The 16,545-nt window shown below is 46.6% G+C and carries 14 protein-coding genes, 1 tRNA gene, 1 pseudogene and 1 riboswitch; of the genes and pseudogenes, 6 read left to right on the top strand and 10 right to left on the bottom strand.

Annotated features, from left to right (window positions below; genetic code table 11):
* Window positions 1-30: 30 nt before the first annotated feature.
* Window positions 31-1,563 (bottom strand): HD domain-containing phosphohydrolase, encoded by a 1,533-nt coding sequence (locus NSS79_RS02575; protein WP_342438166.1) that lies wholly within the window; start codon window positions 1,561-1,563, stop codon window positions 31-33.
* Window positions 1,564-2,066: 503 nt separating this feature from the next.
* Window positions 2,067-2,301, bottom strand: a pseudogene (locus tag NSS79_RS02570) (alpha/beta hydrolase); the annotation flags it as partial.
* A 191-nt stretch (window positions 2,302-2,492) separates the two neighbouring features.
* On the opposite strand from NSS79_RS02570, the gene NSS79_RS02565 reads away from it, so the two are divergent.
* Window positions 2,493-3,041, top strand: coding sequence for a hypothetical protein (locus NSS79_RS02565; protein WP_342438165.1), 549 nt, complete (start codon window positions 2,493-2,495; stop codon window positions 3,039-3,041).
* A gap of 204 nt (window positions 3,042-3,245) precedes the next feature.
* Here NSS79_RS02565 and NSS79_RS02560 read toward each other — a convergent pair whose 3' ends face one another.
* Both NSS79_RS02560 and NSS79_RS02555 read right to left on the bottom strand, forming a co-directional pair.
* Entirely contained in the window at window positions 3,246-4,187 is a 942-nt protein-coding gene (locus tag NSS79_RS02560; protein WP_342438164.1) for an alpha/beta hydrolase, read from the bottom strand.
* A gap of 286 nt (window positions 4,188-4,473) precedes the next feature.
* Window positions 4,474-6,663 (bottom strand): collagen-binding domain-containing protein, encoded by a 2,190-nt coding sequence (locus NSS79_RS02555; RefSeq protein ID WP_342438163.1) that lies wholly within the window; start codon window positions 6,661-6,663, stop codon window positions 4,474-4,476.
* Between the two features lie 86 nt (window positions 6,664-6,749).
* Window positions 6,750-6,839, bottom strand: a riboswitch (cyclic di-GMP riboswitch).
* Window positions 6,840-7,462: 623 nt separating this feature from the next.
* Here NSS79_RS02555 and NSS79_RS02550 point away from each other — a divergent pair.
* Window positions 7,463-7,876 (top strand): hypothetical protein, encoded by a 414-nt coding sequence (locus NSS79_RS02550; RefSeq protein ID WP_342438162.1) that lies wholly within the window; start codon window positions 7,463-7,465, stop codon window positions 7,874-7,876.
* A gap of 405 nt (window positions 7,877-8,281) precedes the next feature.
* On the opposite strand, the gene NSS79_RS02545 is transcribed toward NSS79_RS02550, so the two are convergent.
* Window positions 8,282-8,704: an ASCH domain-containing protein gene (locus NSS79_RS02545; protein WP_340895149.1), complete on the bottom strand. Its 423-nt coding sequence runs from the start codon at window positions 8,702-8,704 to the stop codon at window positions 8,282-8,284.
* A gap of 495 nt (window positions 8,705-9,199) precedes the next feature.
* Here NSS79_RS02545 and NSS79_RS02540 point away from each other — a divergent pair, with 495 nt between their 5' ends.
* A complete protein-coding gene (locus NSS79_RS02540) occupies window positions 9,200-9,964 on the top strand; it encodes a copper amine oxidase N-terminal domain-containing protein (RefSeq protein ID WP_342438161.1) in 765 nt (254 codons plus the stop codon).
* Between the two features lie 121 nt (window positions 9,965-10,085).
* Entirely contained in the window at window positions 10,086-10,373 is a 288-nt protein-coding gene (locus NSS79_RS02535; protein ID WP_342438160.1) for a phosphatidylinositol kinase, read from the top strand.
* 1,519 nt (window positions 10,374-11,892) lie between these two features.
* Here NSS79_RS02535 and NSS79_RS02530 read toward each other — a convergent pair.
* A complete protein-coding gene (locus NSS79_RS02530; protein ID WP_342438159.1) occupies window positions 11,893-12,237 on the bottom strand; it encodes a hypothetical protein in 345 nt (114 codons plus the stop codon).
* Window positions 12,238-12,386: 149 nt separating this feature from the next.
* Here NSS79_RS02530 and NSS79_RS02525 point away from each other — a divergent pair, with 149 nt between their 5' ends.
* On the top strand, window positions 12,387-13,220 hold the full coding sequence (locus NSS79_RS02525) for a hypothetical protein (RefSeq protein WP_342438157.1): 834 nt from the start codon (window positions 12,387-12,389) through the stop codon (window positions 13,218-13,220).
* A gap of 652 nt (window positions 13,221-13,872) precedes the next feature.
* Here NSS79_RS02525 and NSS79_RS02520 read toward each other — a convergent pair.
* Window positions 13,873-13,934 (bottom strand) — tRNA-Thr (locus NSS79_RS02520).
* 268 nt (window positions 13,935-14,202) lie between these two features.
* On the opposite strand from NSS79_RS02520, the gene NSS79_RS02515 reads away from it, so the two are divergent.
* Entirely contained in the window at window positions 14,203-14,547 is a 345-nt protein-coding gene (locus NSS79_RS02515) for a hypothetical protein (protein WP_342438156.1), read from the top strand.
* Between the two features lie 608 nt (window positions 14,548-15,155).
* Here NSS79_RS02515 and NSS79_RS02510 read toward each other — a convergent pair.
* The 3 genes from NSS79_RS02510 to NSS79_RS02500 form a co-directional block, all read right to left on the bottom strand.
* Window positions 15,156-15,443, bottom strand: a complete 288-nt coding sequence (locus tag NSS79_RS02510) for a helix-turn-helix domain-containing protein (protein WP_342438155.1) — start codon at window positions 15,441-15,443, stop codon at window positions 15,156-15,158.
* Window positions 15,430-15,819: a phBC6A51 family helix-turn-helix protein gene (locus NSS79_RS02505; protein ID WP_342438154.1), complete on the bottom strand. Its 390-nt coding sequence runs from the start codon at window positions 15,817-15,819 to the stop codon at window positions 15,430-15,432. Before NSS79_RS02505 ends, NSS79_RS02510 begins: the two co-directional genes overlap by 14 nt.
* A gap of 132 nt (window positions 15,820-15,951) precedes the next feature.
* Entirely contained in the window at window positions 15,952-16,485 is a 534-nt protein-coding gene (locus NSS79_RS02500) for a hypothetical protein (RefSeq protein ID WP_342438153.1), read from the bottom strand.
* Window positions 16,486-16,545: the final 60 nt, after the last annotated feature.

Raw genomic sequence — 16,545 nt, 5'->3', positions numbered from 1 at the left:
AAACAGCAAGCAACACCCTGCTTGCCCGTTTCACCCCGCCCTTCCGGGAACATCCGCTTCTTCTGAACTTGCCGCCTTCCCGAAGTATGCCAGGAATAATCCAGCGAATTCAGGATCCCACTGGCTCCCTCTGCCCTGTTCCAGAATAGCCAGCGCCCGTTCATGATCCATCCCTTTCCGGTAGGGGCGGTCCGATGTCATGGCGTCGTAGGCATCGGCTACGGCGATGATTCTGCCATGCAGCGGAATGGACATTCCGACAAGGCCATCCGGATAACCTTTGCCGTCGTAACGCTCATGATGTGAGCGGACTCCACTTATGTAGGGCGCCATCTTCTCCACAGGCTCAATCTGCCGCAAAATATTTTCCCCAAGCACCGGATGGCTCTTAATCTGATCAAATTCCTCATCTGTAAGATTTCCCTCTTTAAACAGGACATTGTCGGGCACACCGATTTTGCCGATGTCATGCAGCAGAGCTGATTTCCGCAGGTCATCGAGCCTTTGGCCCGTCAGCCCCGCCAATTGTCCAATAATGACCGAGTACTCCGCCACCCGCAGTGAATGTCCCGCAGTATAGGAATCACGCGCATCCAGAGCTACGGCAAGCGTGGTGAAGTAGCTGTCCAGAAGCTGTCTGTTCTGCTGTTCCCGGGCCTGAAGCCCCCGCACCATCATATTAAAACCGGCCACCAGCTTGGAAAACTCATCGGAATATTCATCCTGCACCTGCAAGAGGCGCCCGTCCTTGACGTTATTCATTGCCTTGTATAGTTCATTGATCGGGTGTTGAACGCTGTTGGTCAGGAGCCAGGCGGCAATGGAGGAGAATAATGTACCTACCATCAGCACCATCCCTGCCCAAGCCCAATAACTCTGCAAGCCGGCAAGCGAACTGCTGTTGAGGCTGTCCATGCGGATATGTGTTGCCATGATGAAAAGAAACAGCGGAAACGTCCCGATCAGCATACAGCTGATCAGAAATTTTGGGCGGATGGCTACAAATACATGCCCTTCCAGCGAGAAATCCACATTATACATATCCAAAGCCCGGTTTCTGAATTCTTTAATTAGCGGAACAATGGCCGAGCAGGTCAGGAAAAATTCGATCAGCGCATGCATACACGCCACCAGAGTTGCCCCGACCATGGCCAGCAGCAGATAGAAATAAGGGAGGTTGATTAATCCGGTGTGAATCATCCAGAAGGTCATTAGGGCCGCAGGCAAGGATAACCCGAGAAGATGCGGGCCTAGAATCCGCTGTACTGCATTTCTGGGCATTCGATGGGTGTAGAGATAAGCTTCCTCCAGCATGGCCAGCGTAGGCCGCCGTTCTTTCATTGCAGTCCGTATCGGTTTGAGTTGATTCATGAACACACTGACTTCCGTGATTGCCATAATTGAAAAAGAGAGCAGCAATACGATTAGCAGGCGGGAATACTCCACCGCACTTATCTCCAGCGAAGAGAGCAGCAACAGGCTTCCCACCGCCAGCACGGCAATCACGGAGCCAAAAAAATAATTTCTGATCTGCTTCTTCAAAAACACCCCGTATATATTCATCTGTCCCCCCATTTCCAGCCTTACCCTGCTGCTTATGTTATACTTGCATTACTATATACTCTGTGATATAATAAAATAATATTTGTTTTCGTGTATATACATCCCCATCAAGAAGATGTCAGGCCGATTGGTTACTTTCTATTTATTATCGGCATTTTGGACACAAAATCTTACGTTTTCTTGCATGACTCTTCCTTTTTATGAGACTAAATTCGAACATAGCATTCCGATTCACACTGGCGCGGTCACGGAGCCGCAAGGACAAAAGAGAGGTAGGGCTTTTGTCGTTTTGGAAGGATTATTCTCGCCATACGGCTTCTGGAAATAACAGGGAATTACGACGCCCGTTTCGCTCACAAACGGCGGGGGATTAAATATACGAGAAGATATGGACGTGCCGTTCCCCGTTGCAAGGAACGCCGCCATATGTGGAACATATAAGCGCCCGATCTCCGCAGCTTGCGGAGATCGGGCGCGTCTACTTTCCGGGGGTTGATCCGGAACTAATGTACATAACGGGCAACAAACTGGCTTACTTTGCCGATGTATCCGGCCTTATCCTTGTCATACGCAAGTCCATGCCCCGCTCCATGAACCACGAATTTCTCTTTTGGGCTGTTACAAGCCTCATACAACTCATTCCTCATGTGGAAAGGCACGAAAAAAATTGTCTGCATCGCCGTGGATAAACATAATCGGCACCTTTGCCTTACGCACCTGCTTCAGCGCTGAGGCCTCACCGGAAATCCCCAGCCTTCATCCGGGTAAAGAAAGGGCTTTAGATCCTGTAAAACATCCAAATAATCGACATATTTTCACTATACTTGTGATATACTATAGATGGTAAACTTTTACAAAAGTCGTTTTGTATGGGATTTTGTAAATCCAATTAAATAAGTTTAAGTTTTTAATGACTCTAAGGAGGGCATATGATTAAAAAAGGCAAAACAGTAGCATTCATTTTTTTGGTACTTACACTGGCTTCAATTTTAGGATGTTCCTCATCTGGAGATGCTGATCTCGCGAAAGCTAACGAAAAAGTTAAGAAGCTTAGTCCTCTCACCGAAACACCCAAAATTGCTGGTTTGGATATTAAGGAAATAGTTGTTAAAAAGGGATTGGAAACCGATAAACTCCCTCAAAATACAGTTATACTAACTTACACCGACAATAAGGGTGAAAAAGAGAAAGCAGAAGCCTATGATAAAAGCATTGAGTTGCTTTATGGTCCATATGAGGGCGACAAAGTATCTACACTTTCTGTAAGCGACATTGAAGTAGAACTTGCTAATAACATGAACACAAAAACTGTAAATGGTCTCGAGCTTCTCTATACAGAAATTAATGATTCATTATTAATATATGCCCGTCATAATGGGCTCTCGTACACTTATGAAGCTCAAATAACAAATAAATACACCAAAGACAAACAGTTCGAATTATTCTCAAAAGCAATCACTTACAATGAAACTGATTAGAACATCTTTTTATCAATATGCTCCCCTCATTCTTAAAAGTATCATCTTTCTACCGTAAAGTACAAAGCGATAGAGAGATGATACTTTAATGATCATGTGAATACATTGCGCAATACATTAACAGGTACATAACTAATACACTCGATCGACTCAGGGAATAAACACCCCCGAACGTAGGCGCGTCTACTTTCCGGGGTTATTGGACTACTTCACGTACCGGTTAACAAACTCACTTACCTTGCTGACATATCCCGCCTTATCCGTATCATAAGAAAGTCCATGCCCTGCGCCATGCACTACAAACTTGTCCTTGGGGCTGCGGCATGCCTGGTACACTTTGTCCATCATGGCATAGGGTACGAACTTATCGGCATCACCATGGATGAACAGGATCGGCACCCGTGCCTTACGCACCTGCTTCAGCGCTGATGCCTCACCGAAGAAATAGCCTGCTTTCAGCCGGGTAATCAGACTGGCAATCTGCACGAAGGGAAAGCTTGGCAGATGATACATCCGCCAGAGCTGATAAGAGAGCTGTGCTTTGACCGAGCTATACCCGCAGTCGGCAACAACCGCCTTCACCTGCGGCGGAAGCTCTTCACCCGCGGTCATCATCACCGTTGCTCCGCCCATAGACACCCCATGCAGCACAATCTGCGCCTGCGGCCCATTCTCTTCAATGATGTATTCGATCCACTTTACATAATCCCGGCGTTCGGGCCAGCCAAATCCTATGTAATTGCCTGTGCTTTCACCATGTCCCCTGGCATCGGGAATCAGCACATTATAGCCCAGGTTTTCATAATAAATCTTGGCGTAGGCCCCCATATCCTTGGCTTTGCCGGAATAGCCGTGGGCAACGATTGCTGTACGTCCGGCTGCCCGCTCTGACGGCAGATAATAACCCCGCAGCTTCAGTCCATCCTCTGAGCTCATGTCGACATTCCGGAAGCTCTGCCGGGCGATCCACTCCGCCCCTTCTCCCCAGGATGCTCCGGCCACCGGCGGATCTACCTTCAGCGCGGGTGAATTCGCCAAAAACTCCTTAGGCGCCCGATGGATCGCCACTCCATAGAAAAAGAAACCCGCATAGGTCAATCCTCCGGCAATGACGATAATAATCGCCAGTATAATTACACTCCACATGAATATTCTCACCTTTCCTTCTCGTAGCTGTGGGATACTCCAGTCACAATCATGCGGGTTCCGCAATGATTTCTGCATAGTATAACATGGTAGCCTCGCCTGCGAGAAATGTACATATAACAGATGGATTAAATCTAAACGATTTGTTGTATAATAACCCTCCAAACTTAGGAAACACCCTATAAAAAGGCCGCTTCCGGGATTTCCTCTCCCGTAAGCGGCCTGAATTATGTTTAGAACATGGCGTCTGGACTGTTATTGGCCCGAGTGTGATTCAATGAAAGCCTCAGCGTTTTCGTCTGCTGGTTTTTGCCGTTCTGCTCAGCAGCAGACCTACTCCGGCAATAGCGAGACCGGTAATATAATAAGGTGCCGGGCTGGCTTCGCCCGTCTGCGGCAGACTCTCGGCTGTAACCACTGGCCCCAGCGGAATTTCTTCATCAAGAATAATCTCTTCATCCGGTACCGGAGCAGGTACTGGATCAGTCGCTGGAGTAGTCTCCGGCGTTGGCTGCACAGGCGAAGGTGTGGTCACAGGGCCCAAAGGCAGCGGATCCTCATCAATCGTAATCTCCTGATCGTCATTCGTACCAATCACCGTTGGTGTCGGCGCTGGTGTCGGGTCTACTGTTGGCGCTACACTCGTCGGCGCTGGCGTCGGGTCTACCGTTGGCGTTACACTCGTCGGTGCTGGCGTCGGGTCTACTGTTGGCGCTACACTCGTCGGTGCCGGCGTCGGGTCTACTGTTGGCGCTACGCTCGTCGGCGCTGGCGTTGGTTCTACCGTTGGCACTACACTTGTCGGCGCTGGCGTTGGTTCTACCGTTGGCACTACACTTGTCGGCGCTGGCGTTGGTTCTACCGTTGGCACTACACTTGTCGGCGCTGGTGTCGGCGTTGGTATTGGTGTTGGCGTTGGTGTTGGCACCGGTGTTAGTGTTGGTGTTGATGTCGGCGCCGGTGTTGATGTCGGCGCCGGTGTTGGTGTCGGTGTTGGCACCGGTGTTGGCGTTGGTGTTGGCACCGGTGTTGGCGTTGGTGTTGGCACCGGTGTTGGCGTTGGTGTTGGTGTTGGCACCGGTGTTGGTGTTGGTGTCGGCACCGGTGTTGGTGTTGGTGTCGGCACCGGCGTTGGTGTTGGTACCGGCGTTGGTGTTGGTACCGGCGTCGGTGTTGGTGTCGGCGCTGGTGTTGGTGTCGGCGTTGGCACCGGCGTTGGCGCTGGTGTTGGCGTCGGCGTCGGTGTTGGCGTCGCCGTTGGTGTCGGTGTCGGCGTTGCCGTTGGCGTCGGTGTCGCCGTCGGTGTTGGCGTCGCCGTCGGTGTTGGCGTCGCCGTCGGTGTTGGCGTCGCCGTCGGTGTCGGCGTTGCCGTTGGCGTCGGTGTCGCCGTCGGTGTTGGCGTCGCCGTCGGTGTTGGCGTCGCCGTCGGTGTCGGCGTTGCCGTTGGCGTCGGTGTCGCCGTCGGTGTTGGCGTCGCCGTCGGTGTTGGCGTCGCCGTCGGTGTTGGCGTCGCCGTCGGTGTCGGCGTTGCCGTTGGCGTCGGTGTCGCCGTCGGTGTTGGCGTCGCTGTTGGCGTCGCCGTCGGTGTTGGCGTCGCCGTCGGTGTTGGTGTCGGCTTCGGTGTTGGTGTCGGGCCGACTGGCGGCACCGTTCCCTCAAAGGTATGATGATGCATCTGAATATAACCGCTGAATCCTTTTGCAATAAGGGTACCATGCAGCTCAGCACGGCTGAACGCCACAAAGGCATGCGGCGCTAACATGGTGCCTTCAATGGTTGTGTTCCCATTAGCTACAGAAGAAGCTTCGTAGAAGTTGAACAGCACATTGTGAGATTTGCCGTTCCACATTTGAAAATCCGGAATGACGACCTTATTCCCGCTTACATTGATAATTACCGTGGCATTTCCTGCAATGTTGAACTGGAGACCGTTGGTAACCGCCAAATCCGCAGCAGTCAAATGAATGACATTAAAGGAATCCGGAGCGTTAATCGTCATTTTCCCTCCATCTCTGACAAAGGGCTGCGTTTGTTTCAGAGCAGCTAGTTCACTCGAACGCTGAATCAAAAATTGCTCCTCAGCTTGAAAATCAATCGGATGATCCTGCCGCGTACCTCCTTTAAGATCAGCTCCTGAACTTTTCATGCTGCCTCCATACACAGAGGTGCCATAAACTGTTCCATTTGAAAAGTCGATGTCTTTGCCGGCGATAAACACATCTCCGCCCGCAGCATCCTTGGATACTCCATATCCCTGAAGAGTAATGTTCCCTGCAGCAGCAAGCCGTCCATGGATCTGGTCATTGCTTTGCGCGAAATCTCCAAAGATAAAGGCGTTAAAATTCCCGGCGACTCCCAGCACCGGTGTTGGGGTGTACGGCATACTTGCCGCCGCCTCTACATTGATCCTCGGATGAAGCATATTGCCGATGGTTAAAATCCCCGTCAGAATCAAGGCTACTGATCTTTTCTTCAACAACGATATGTACCTCCTATGTAACTATTCTATGAATGCACAGATTAGCCCGTAACAACAAAAAGACCGCCAAGAAGGGTTAGCTTCATGGCGGCCGGACGATCGTGGCACCTTTAGAGTGCTGTAGATTCCTGACTTTGCGTCCCGCTCTTTCGAACGGTTTGCGATTATACATGAGAAGTTGGTAACAGTTGCATTCTATGTAGTCTATGACTTTTGTTACTTTCGGACTAGAATCAGTCTATCTCTTCACCCCTCCGTTTGTCAATCTATTCCTTATTTTTTTTGATAGATTCTCTGAAAAAGTCCTCAATCCCGCATCGCATAAGGGTTTAGTTGTATTCACCAATCACATGAAACAAATTTTTAATATTAAAAATTAGTATATTCGAACCACTTTTCAACTTTTGTCGAAACGGCAAAAAAACTGTCGCCAGCTCTTGGCAGCAGTTTTTAGTCATTGTCAATTTACATAAGTCAGCGGGCAACAGCCGGACTTAGAATTTGTATATTTTATAACAGCTGAACCCAGCCGATCATGGACACCCATAGTGGAACACTTAGAAACAACCCGAACAATAATCCGCGGCGGAGACTTCCCTCATAATTCATCACAATTCTCCTTTTTAATAAGCTTTATTTTTCAATATTTATTATTTCAATTTTAATATAAAATAATTCTTATAATTATTTTGTGAATTATGTCACATTGTTTCAACTGTTTAGAAATTCCATTGATTAATTTTTGAATAATCGGTTAAAATACGAATATACGTTCTTATTAGAGGTGATTGAATTTATGCATAGAGCGGAGAGTAACGATAATACACTGGTCAAATCCTATATATTGCTTCCGCTGATTTTATCAGCCTTTGAACGGGATTCAGCCATTATGTCGACACAACTGCGGACCCCCGCCCCATACATGGATGTTCTCCGTACTGCTGCGAATGCGGTTACTGCCGATCTGAGGGATGTGCGCGCCGAAATGAGGAAACGCGGAGTTAAGGTCTATGAACAGCAGCGGCTCCAGGTCGGCATCGAGGCCAAATTTATATGCCGGGGATATCATGAACGGATGCTGCTGCTGGATGACGTCATCGCTGCACAGGCTGCTATCCATATGCGCAAATACCTGGGACTCGATATCTCCGGCTACCACAGCTATGAGGAACAGTACAAAATCAAATCCGGCCCTCAAGCAAGCCTATAGACTTTGGTGCGTTGAAGAAAAAAACAGGCCTCGCCATGGGAGTCGGCAAGACCTGTAAAGTACCCGCTATAAATTACATTAAAACCTTCCAATAGCCCAATGTGCCGAAAATAACTACAAGCGCCACGGGATATAGAATCCTCCGGCTTACCTTATCCTTAAACGTAAGAAATAAACATAACATGCAAAGCCACGCAATAAGAAGACTGCCCATTTCCTATGCATACGCTCCTTCCTGAACACCTGATTGGCTCCGGCAGAGATAAGATACACAAAGCCCTATATTTAAAAAGATACCCGGGCAGCATCCCATTCATACCTGTATTCCAACGAACCGCCGGTACCGTCATAATATTTTCCGTCTATCCAAATTAGACTTGCCGATTCTGAAATTCCATAAGCGCTTCACCGCTCCCTTTGCGGAACAGGATGCTCCCAGAAGCCCAGCCGGCCCTTGGCCGGAATGTTGTCCTCCAGCGGAGTGACGCCCGTCAGTTCCCAGGCAAACCGTCCCTCCCTATAATCTCCAAAGATATATTCGCTGCCGTAGGGCCAGCCTTCTTCAGCCATACCAGCTGTAACTTCATAACAGTTTATCAGCGATCCTGTCGCTATAATCACTCCGGCAGGTAAATTGTCCGCCGTAAGACCATGACGGGCGAGCACCGATCGGAAAGGCTCCCGTAAGCATACTTCCTTATCAATCTTCAAACCGGCATGAATGGCGATTTCACCCCGGTAAGCTGTTCTCCAGGAACGGGTCTCGAATGATTTTTCACCAAGAGCAATGAGCGTCGCCCAAGGCTGCCGTATAGTCAAACATCGCATAACATCCTGCCCCCTTTCTGCAACAAAGGAAAGGCGCAGCCCACCGGGAATCCGGAAAACCGCGCCGCATATAGTTTTTTTGAGCTGCTGGTGAAGGAATTCGCCCCCGGCTTAAGCATTATGAGCGTAACCCACACCTATCTGTAAGGTTCAATTAGGTTCTGTATAATCTTTGCGGCGCTTCACTTCTCATTATAAGGTTCAATAAGGTTTTGTAAAGTTCCCCCCCGACGGTAGAAGAAATGGAAGATGGCTGGCTGCCTATTCTAAGGTTAAGGCTCCGGCTTTGCTTGATGCTGCAACTTTTTCCAAATCAGCAAGTCTAACTAAAAAAAAGAAAAGGATGGATCAACTTGAAAAAAACATTATTTTTTGTTTTTCACTGTAATGTTTATCTTTTCAATCGGCGGTACAGCGAATGCTGCTAACCCCCTCAAACTAAATGTAAACGGGGCCGTACAGGATGAGCTAACTTCTCCTTTGGTCAGGAAGAACGTGAGTTATGTTCCTATTCGCACTGCGCAGTCTTTGGGCTATAAGGTGAGCTGGAACAGCAAATCCAAAACGGTTTTGGTTGTTGACCCGCATACTTCGGACACATTGAGCCTTGCCGTCGGCAGCGGTGTTGCGAGGATGAATGAGGAAAAACTAGAATTAGATACGCCGCCTTTTGTTGAAAAGAACACCGTTTATGTCCCGTTACGGTTCATGAGCGGAAGTTTCGGAACGCTTGTTCATTGGGATTCGAAGAATAACGGTATTGTGATTATTTCTCCAAATCCGGAGACTCAGAAAGAATTGAACAGCGGCGATCTGGCTAAAGCAAGGTTAGCCGTCATTGGTTTGCCGCGGGTTCAATTTTACTATTCCACTGTGCATCCGGAAGGCCCTATGACTAGTTTTATTTATACTGAAAATGACTATTCTAAGTGGTATTTCATACACAGCGATAGCGTTTATTATTACGAGTTAAAGAATGGATACATGAGCCTTGTTTGGGAAGGTCAGATGTCGGCTAAAACTCAGGAAAACTCGTCTAGTCCTTTGGCCAAATTTTTGGATACAGGCATAGATACTCTCTGGGGGGAGCAACCAAAATTAACGTCTAGACTCGTCTACTTTAAAGATAGAATATTCCCTTATGATGAAGGAGAATATGGAATTATTGGTTTGGATGGGTCAGTAGAGTTCTCTCATAAGGTTGTAAACCCTAAACAATTGAGTGACATTATCGTTAATTTCAAAGAAGAAAACCAATGAACTTTCCCTCCTTAAGAATGTAATACATCAAATAATAATTAATGGGCATTCGCCGTCAACAATGTAGGTTATAGTCCATAGACTGTTGTCAGGATGTATTTATCTGAGGAGGTATTATTTTATGGAAGCAAATAATTATCAACAAGTCGCTTGGAGTTGCATGAATAAGTACGTTGGTGTAACTACTACGGATGGTCAGTCTCATGATGGGTTTATTGCCCATGTAGACCAGGATTTCGTTACTCTTGCTATTCCCACAAATGAGATGTTTCAGGGTATGCCTGCGCAAAACTCTACCTACAGACAATTCGGGTTCCATCCAGGGTTTTTCCCCAGACGCCGCTTTATCCAGAGACGGATCCCTTTTGGCGCCATTACTGCTTTGTTCTTACTCCCGTTTTTTATTTAATGACAGGAGGGAGGGAATTCCCCTCCCTTCTCCTATGCCATTCCCTCAAAATAACTGTTGTCGTGTAACTAATATCCCCCGCTGTGCAATCTCTACATATTGTGGTCCCCTCTGGAATCCGTTTACTCATTCATCCTGACCGCCATAATCCCGCAGTTCCCAATGAGACAAGCTAGTGAAGGATGTATTACAACTCTTGGCGGCTAGCCGTCTCTAAATGATTGCCTCCCTGCGGACGAACTCTTCGGAATAGCTGCATACCATATCTCAAAAACTATGGGAGGCTAGATATATGACACGTTTACTCGATGCTCGGACTTCTCAAAACGCTAGCATTGCCGGCAGCATGAATGGCGCAGGATTGACAGCAAACCAAAATGTATTAATTGGCCAGATTGGATTAACCACTGCCGGATCTCAGGGCCCTATTAGGGAGTGCAGCTACCGATCCCATAGTTGCTTCAAACCGGCTTCAATTAAATCCCGGTGCAACAACACCTACTAATTTGTTCCCGCTTTACTTAATAGGCTCTGACTACAATCCGGCTCCAGCAGCTGAGATCATCTATTCCTTATTTGTGAACAGCACTGTAAACGTTAACCGTGTCGGACCTGAAAGTTTTAATGGGTGTGCTTATTCAGACTAGTGCTTATATAGCAAATGAGCCTGTATGTTAATGTTTAACTATGTATGACTAGCCATAAATTATTAAATGATGATAACAACTATCAATGAGGTTTTGAAACTTTTTTATGACCACGTTTCTGTCTGTACGGATATTGATTGGATTATAGTGGGTTCAGTGGCAGTGATGTAGATAAAATCGTCAATCTACTTATGGATTATTTGCCGCCCCCCTCCCTTAATTTCAACAAGCATTCGGTTTCTTCAACGCGTTCATCAACATTTTCGATGAATGTCGGCAAAGAGAAATGGTCTTTTGCCCGACTGAACAAACGGGGCAAACCGGATCGTGTTAAAGCAACTAAGGAGGTCATAAGTTCAAAAGTCCGGATCTGCGATCCATGGAGAACTATCTATCTAACAGCGCCTAACAGCAGCTCGTAGAGTGAAAACAGCTATGTAATGCGTTAAAATTAGCAGCGGTCCCGTAAAGCAACTTAAACCTAATCCCCTTTAATCAGCAACTGGGACTGTCTCAGTTGCTGAACTACCGTATGTCCAAACCACGCAATATAAGCCCCATACAACCATTAGAAAAACCGTTAGTGTAGCAATGTTCCAAACAGGTCGCCTAGTTTGGGACAAACCCGTTGGTCAATATATTGAAATAACCGAAAGAGGGCTGGATGAGAACCGCAAACACGGGCCTGCCGACTAAGCATCCGGCGACCATCCCCAGCGCAGGAACACTGGATTGTACAAATAGGTCTGCCTGCTTGGTGCTTTGTGGCTCTAAGTCCAGAACAGTATAGCAGTAGTCGTTCATAGTCGATCCGATCCACCACGATTGACTATAATAGGACTTACATATATTCAAGGTGTTTACTTCAAGTCTTACAATTCGCTCAAGTTATCTTGAGTAAGTTCTAGCTCCTTACCATTTTGATTAACAATATAAATTTTGTCAGGTGGACTTTCTAGGCTTTTCCCCTTAATTAACAGTTGGTGTCCTCCTTCGATTTTGTACTTTCTTATATATATTCCTGATCCGATATCCTCAAAGGAATACTTGTCGAAATCCCCCCAATTCAGTGATACGCCTTTTTCAGCTAAGCTTTTTAATTCATCATACGAAATGTACTCCCTTGGCCCTTCTTCTTTGTTGCTTTGGCATGCTGAACAAATAATTAAAATGAATAATAATGTCATTGAGAACTTAAAGCATTTTGCTAGTGTCATTAGAACCCCTCCTTTTTACCATTATTTTACTGGTAATATTTAGAAAATAATTATACCATAAAAAGGTAAAACACACTAATAAATATAATTTAAAAAAAGGGGGGAAATGGAGAGTTCGGTATGTTAAAAAAAAATCAGGAGGTTTCTAAATGAAAAAGCTGCTGTCTTTGCTCACAACGGTAATAATGGTTTTTTTGCTTACAACACCAGTATTTGCAAGTACCAGTAATAACGAAAAAGATTCACTAAATGTTTCAACCCATCAACTGGAATCATCTGTTGATCCTTTAGCATCTTTTAATCCCGATCCGGAAAAGTGGTTGGAATGGTTTAACAGCTTGCCTGAAGAAGTGCAATTAGAAGTCAATTATAGACCTGCAGGATTTGATTCCACATTAAATAAAGCAGTTTTACCAAACAATGATATACCAATCAATGAAACGCAATATAGTCAAAATTCATCTGAACCAAAAGAGGATTCCAAAAAGTCCGTAGGATTGCAGTTACTTGAAACAATGGTAACTGGTGGATACGAACATCCTTATGATATTAGTGTTTGGGCACCATTAACAGATAAGGCCAATTGCTATGCTTATATGTTAAACATATCTACTTATTCTGGGCACAAACTTCAACCAGGTGAAAAGGCTGGGAATATTTTCTCAAGCTTAACAACTACAAGCATAATTAATGCTGCACAAGCTGATATGCCTTACCTGAGTAAATCTATTCGTAGTTCTAGTTATAGTGAAGTTCCAGGTTATCGGGAGTACAAAGTAGCATTGGTAATTGCTCCTAATTATGATTATCACTGGTATAGACAAGATGCTGACGGCGGCTGGTCACACAAAAGAGGCTTAACTGCAATTGATTTTAGAGATGCAAGCGGAATTTCAATTCGCAACCCGCAAACAGCTAATCGCAATTATGGTAATGGTCTGAATTATTCTACATTTAGCGGATGGTATATTATTAAGTATTAACAAAAACTTCGAAAATCAAAGAAGCCAGGGACCCGTTCAAAAAACTTGTAAGACTCAGGAATATAAAAGCCATCACGCACACCCCCTCTCCCTAGGATACCGGGCTTCTAAATTCCCATGTGAAATTTTAGGTGCATTCATTCCAATTGAGCGAAGCTAAATTACACTTGTTTCTAGGTGTAGCGGTTGGTAAATGCCTTCCAGTTTGAGTACGGTGGGGTAAAATAACTTTTTCAATGAGTTTAGTAATGTAGAATTGATATGCCATGAGAAACCGCCCTTTTAATAGAGCGGTTTTTTTGTTAATTCGCCAATTTATTTATCTCACAGCGAGTGTTGGCTTTTTTTATGCCGAGAAAGAGTTTTTTATGAAATTGACTCAAAACAAAGCTTTATATTATGTACGCTCCTTGAGTTCATTCTGTTATCAGCGCTGCCACCCGTGCCCAAAATCTTCTTATCCTACACAATATGCAGAGTACGTAGTCTACATTTAAGTAATAAACAATTACCTGCCTGGCAATTGAGGTCAGCGCGACTCAGAAATCCCCCTTTACTCGGGTAAAAATAAGAAGAATGGTAGAAAAATCAAAAAAAGCGCAGCCCCCCGAAATTCCAAGAAGCCGCGCCATGATTGAGTTGTTAAGGATGCTGGTGAAGGGAATTGAACCCCCGGCCTACGCATTACGAGTGCGTTAATTCCCCGTTATAACTTCGGATGCCTTACGCAGCCTATTACGGACATTCATACGATGACCTACGCATTTCACGAAGCCCTACGTACCGCCTATTATACCGCAGATTGGCCGCGAAATCAAAGCACGCCTTACAAGGTTTTGACGTTTATTTCCTCGTCCTCTTTAAAATACGAACAGTTCGGATCATTAACAGATATATTTTTCTGATTCGCATGTACAATCACTATATATTGGGATATAATTATTTTGTAATCACAATATGTAGAAAAGATGGGGGTTGTTAAATGAGAACATTATTAGTCTGTTATGATCTAATTAATGCCACAGAAGATCAATATCACGCACTTCATCAAGCCATTAGTTTGATCGGTATTGCAGAACGTGTTCAGTTATCGGTCTGGACAGTTCAAACATCTAAGTCAGTCGTACAAGTTCGTGATATTCTTAAACTGCACATTAGACAGCGTGACCGCTTATTCGTCTGTGAGTTTTCTGCCTACGCCTCTATAAACACACCTCCCGGTGCGGTAACACAGATAGCAAGAGCCTTTGGATTACCTAAAATGCCATTAAGCCCGAAACTCCCGTCATTGAACCAGCCTATTAACCCGTTGAGACGGAAGATATAGCAACAGGCAATTGAAAAGGCGTAGTCCTAACGGGTATCGATCCGCTAAGGCTACGCCTGTTTACATTTATTGACACCCCGAGATAAAAAATGATTCGCGGAGTTAGTGAGCAGCAGAATGCGGTCCTGGCGATGGGGGCCTTGGGGAAATTTTAGCGCAGTGCAGCGTCATATAATCGTATTGCATACGTTATACATTTATCAACCAACGTATAGTTACTGCGTAGGCCCTGCGTATATACCTCAAACCCGCGCCCCGCCTACGTTTGTCTCTCCGTTGCATAAACGGGCCTTATACGTTGCATATACATTTCCAGCGGTCGGACTCCGCGATCCTTACAACCGCACGGCTTTACGCATATCAGCGCTGGTAAATTATACATACGTAATGATTACGTTTATGCAGGCGAATATGCAGCGCAAACAAGCGGCCGGCAGCGGTGACCCCCGAAAATTCCGGAGGGGCCGTCCGGTGCGAGCCTCGTGCAGAAGAAATCGCCTTTTGTCCGATAACGGGACGTTAATTGTCCCGATATAAACGCAGAAAAGGCCGCGCCACCGCAGCGTTTAGCCACGATAACACGGCCGATCTATTAAACGGACTCAACGTTACACGGTACCGATTGCGTCGAAGAACCACGTCATATCCTGCGCTGTTCTCAGGCGCATACGTTCACGCGTTGCCCTCCGCCATTCATTCGCAATCCGCGTCTCTAACTTACGCAGCTCCCTATCGAAGTCCTTGCGCTGTCTCCAGCGTTGGAGCGTCCGTCTGTTCACGCCTATACTATCCGCTATCTCACAGTAACTCATACGTCCATCCACGAGCAGCGCTATCGCCTGGTAATGGCGCGCATCCATCGGAGCAACCGGCCGGCCACGCTTACTCTTCGCCATGTTGCCGCACCTTCAACGCCTCGATGCGGGCTCTTAGCGCATCCACGTCGGTAACATGCGGACTTACCTGCGCCTGCACCTCGACCTTATCCGTCAGCATACCGTGAACCTGTAACGCCAGCTTTGCCATAGCTGCGTTCTTCTCACGGATCGCAATCTCGGGCAGTGCCGCGACCAACTCCGGCAGCATGTCGAGGTTATTGCGGACAATCTGCGCCTTGAGCTCCGCAATGAAGTCCGAGTCTTTCTGCCACGCGTAAACGGTCGAGCGGCTTACGGACGCAGCGGATGCGATCTCGTCAATGGAAGGGCGCGCGGCTTTCGGAAGTGACAGGTATTGGACGGCCGTGTGCTGGCCCGCTGATAGTGATTTCATACTGATTTCCCCTTTACTGAATAAGATAAATAAACCTATTAATAGGCATTTCGTACACTACAAAAAGACCGCCCAATGGACGGCCGTAATGTGTGCGTATAAGGTTAGGTTCATCTTGAACCCGAGCGTATGTTATTCGCCGAGCTGCGCCTTAATCTCAGCTAACCGGGCTTGAAGGAAGGTAAGTTCCGCCTTATCCTCCTTAAGTTGCTTCTCATATTGCACTAGTGTTTGCTTTGCTCTTTCTCCTATTGCACCGTTAGTGCTTAAAACCTGCGCCTGGTCTCGTAATCCCGGTAACACATTCTCTTCAATGTCTTTTATCCCTCTTTCTAAGCGCTGAATATCTGCCTCTGCGCTCGCCTTTTTCTCCTGTAAATCTGCAGGTGTAGCGGAAACTGTCTCTGCTACTGCTGTAGTCGTCTCACTCATTATTATCTTCTTCCCCTCTACCGCCAGCCCTGTTCCGGTCGCCTCAGAGATAGCGCGCACCGGGGCGTAGGTCGATCCGTTTATGATAACCGCGTCTGCGATCTTCTTACCGTTTTGTTCTACTGAAAAGACTCCCGTTACCTTGGCACCAATTAATGACGAACTAGCTGTATAGCCGATAGAGCCACCGAGTAAAAGCGCAGCAGCCGCAATACCGATAACCTTCTTTTTCATGCCGCGACCTCCTAAATATAGTAATTTCCTTAAGTATATCTAAGAGGCGCACGATAGGAT

It is taken from the genome of Paenibacillus sp. FSL L8-0436, from assembly GCF_038593025.1.
GTDB lineage: Bacteria > Bacillota > Bacilli > Paenibacillales > Paenibacillaceae > Paenibacillus_AQ.
This window is presented reverse-complemented; position numbering and strand designations above follow the sequence as displayed.